The 2,265-nt window shown below is 55.0% G+C and carries 2 protein-coding genes and 2 pseudogenes; 3 read left to right on the top strand and 1 reads right to left on the bottom strand.

Translation table 11 applies throughout. The features are described 5' to 3' along the window. Positions 1–163, top strand: a pseudogene (locus tag BBW68_RS01055) (IS6 family transposase); the annotation flags it as partial. A 226-nt stretch (positions 164–389) separates the two neighbouring features. On the opposite strand, the gene pgl reads toward BBW68_RS01055, so the two are convergent. After that, positions 390–1,382, bottom strand: a complete 993-nt coding sequence (gene pgl, locus BBW68_RS01050) for a 6-phosphogluconolactonase (protein ID WP_070133639.1) — start codon at positions 1,380–1,382, stop codon at positions 390–392. A 117-nt stretch (positions 1,383–1,499) separates the two neighbouring features. Here pgl and BBW68_RS01045 point away from each other — a divergent pair. After that, a pseudogene (locus BBW68_RS01045) lies at positions 1,500–1,942 on the top strand (HAD hydrolase family protein); the annotation flags it as partial. A 4-nt stretch (positions 1,943–1,946) separates the two neighbouring features. After that, on the top strand, positions 1,947–2,265 hold a 319-nt coding region (locus BBW68_RS01040; protein ID WP_186821238.1), incomplete at its 3' end, for a transposase zinc-binding domain-containing protein.

The following is a 2,265-nucleotide window of genomic DNA, read 5'->3' as shown; positions in this document are numbered from 1 at the left end:
GATAATCAACGCCACGCTGGGCTTCAAATCAATGAAGACGGCTTACGCCACAATCAAAGGCATTGAAGTGATGCGGGCGCTACAAAAAGGTCAGGCAGAATCATTTTATTTGGGGCATCCCCTAGGCGAGATGCGTCTGGTGAGCAGAGTCTTTGAAAGATAAGACCTCTCAATAACACGAAAGCTAACTCATCAATATCTTTGCAACAGTGCCTAAAATTTGGAGGGGCGGACCGCTGTTCGGGTCCGCCGTTTTGCGTTTCGCCGCTACTGGATGAGAGAATTAACGTAGGGTCCAGTCATGCCTAGACCGGGCGGGTCATGACCCGCCCCTACAGCGATACCCGTGTTTAACAGTCGCAGTCAGGTATGCCTGAGCTCTAAGACTATTAACCCAGTTGGTGAATCACCACCCACATCGGGCCCTGACCGACCGCGTAACGCGCCAGCGGCTGCAGCAGGCCATGATCGGAGGTAATTTTGTACACTTCGATATGATGTGACTTCTGCCCTGCCGCCACCAGATACTGGCCGCTGTGGTCGATGTTAAAACCGCGCGGTTGGGTTTCGGTTGGCTGATAGCCTTCAGTTGTTAATGCCGAGCCAGTGGCGTTGATGCTGAACACGGTAATAATGCTGGCGGTACGGTCACAGCTGTACAGGTGGCGACCATCCGGGGTGATATGAATATCTGCCGCCCAGCGCGTGTTGCTGAAGCCTTCCGGCATCATATCCAAGCTCTGCACCTTCTGCACGTTGCTGGCGCTGATGTCCCAGACGTCGACGCTGCTGTCCAGTTCGTTGACGCAGTAGGCGTAACATTGGTTCAGGTGGAACACCATATGGCGCGGACCGGCACCTTTGGTAGTGCTCACTTCCGCCTGCGGGTGTGGCGTTAGTTTGCCGTCTTCACCCAGCGTGAACAGGCAGATGCGGTCCTGCTTCAGCGCCGGAACAAAAAGCGTGTTATTGCCGAGATCGATATTGGCAGAGTGGCAGCCTTCCAGTCCTTTCACCACCTCCAGCGGCGCAGTCGGCAGGCCATCGGCAGCAATCGGACTGACGCTGACGCAGGCATCGTTATAGGAACCTACGAAAATAAAGCGCCCGTTACGGTCGGTAGAAATATGCGTCGGGCTGCCCGGCAGCGGCGCATGGCCGGCTTCTTTGATCTTACCTTCGGCATCAATCTGATAGGCCACCACGCGGAAATCCGGGCGCACGCCCACATACAGAAACGCTTTGTCTGGGCTGACCACCATTGGCTGTATTTGGCCCGGTGCATCGACCACCTGCAGCAGCGTCAGTGCGCCCTCATCATTCAATTGCCAAGCGTGGATCTGATGGCTTTCCGGGCTGGCAGTATAAACAATTTGTTTCATGAATGCTCCTTGTTGTGAACGGGAAATCAGGTCAATGGATTATTGCACCGCCAGTTTTAAAGCCGGCGTCACAAGGTGTGTACACTTACTGGCTTACTTCGAGTCACGGAATCGCACATGAGCTATCGCATCATCGCCCTTGATCTGGACGGCACGCTGTTAACTCCAACGAAAACCATTCTGCAAGAATCGCTTGCAGCTCTGAAAAAACGCAACAGGCGGGAATAAAAATCCTGATCGTGACCAATCGCCATCACGTTGCCATCCGCTCTTTGTTATCAGGCACTGGCGCTCGATACACCTGCAATCTGCTGTAATAGCACTATTTATATGATTATCAGACTAAAACGGTGCTCGAGAGCGATCCGCTGCCGCAGGAGCAGGCGCTGCGCATCGTGAAGATGCTGGACGGAGCGGGCATCCACGGCCTGCTGTATGTGGATAATGCCATGCTGTATCAGGCTGAAACCGGCCACGTGACCCGCACCATTAACTGGGGACTGTCACTGCCGGAACACCAGCGCCCGACATTCTTACAGGCTGAAAGCCTAGCCGACGCGGGCGATGGTTACCAAATTTAATCAGCAGGATGCCACCGTCGATGACGGCTGGAACCGCTATCTCGAAAAACATGGCGACAGCGTCAGCCAGTGGACCCGACTTTCCGTTGAGCGCATGCGCGCCTGCGGGACCTGCGCTATGGGTGTGCGCCGCTACTGCTGCGCTTCACCTGACTGTATCCACTCCCGCTTCTTCTGCCAGAGCTGCAAGTCAAAGGCCTGCAGCGCCTGCGGCATGAAGTCTACCGAGCAATGGATTGCTGAGCAACAACACGTCCTGCCCAACTGCGAATGGCAGCACATCACCTTTACCATGCCCCACC

This window comes from Candidatus Erwinia dacicola (assembly GCF_001756855.1).
In the GTDB taxonomy this organism is placed as follows: domain Bacteria; phylum Pseudomonadota; class Gammaproteobacteria; order Enterobacterales; family Enterobacteriaceae; genus Erwinia; species Erwinia dacicola.
Note: the sequence above shows the minus strand (reverse complement) of the source record. Positions and strands in the feature narration are given on the sequence as shown.

Bases quoted from the DNA above. Each gene is read 5' to 3' on its own strand.
- pgl (WP_070133639.1), bottom strand. From the start codon at position 1,382: ATGAAACAAATTGTTTATACTGCCAGCCCGGAAAGCCATCAGATCCAC.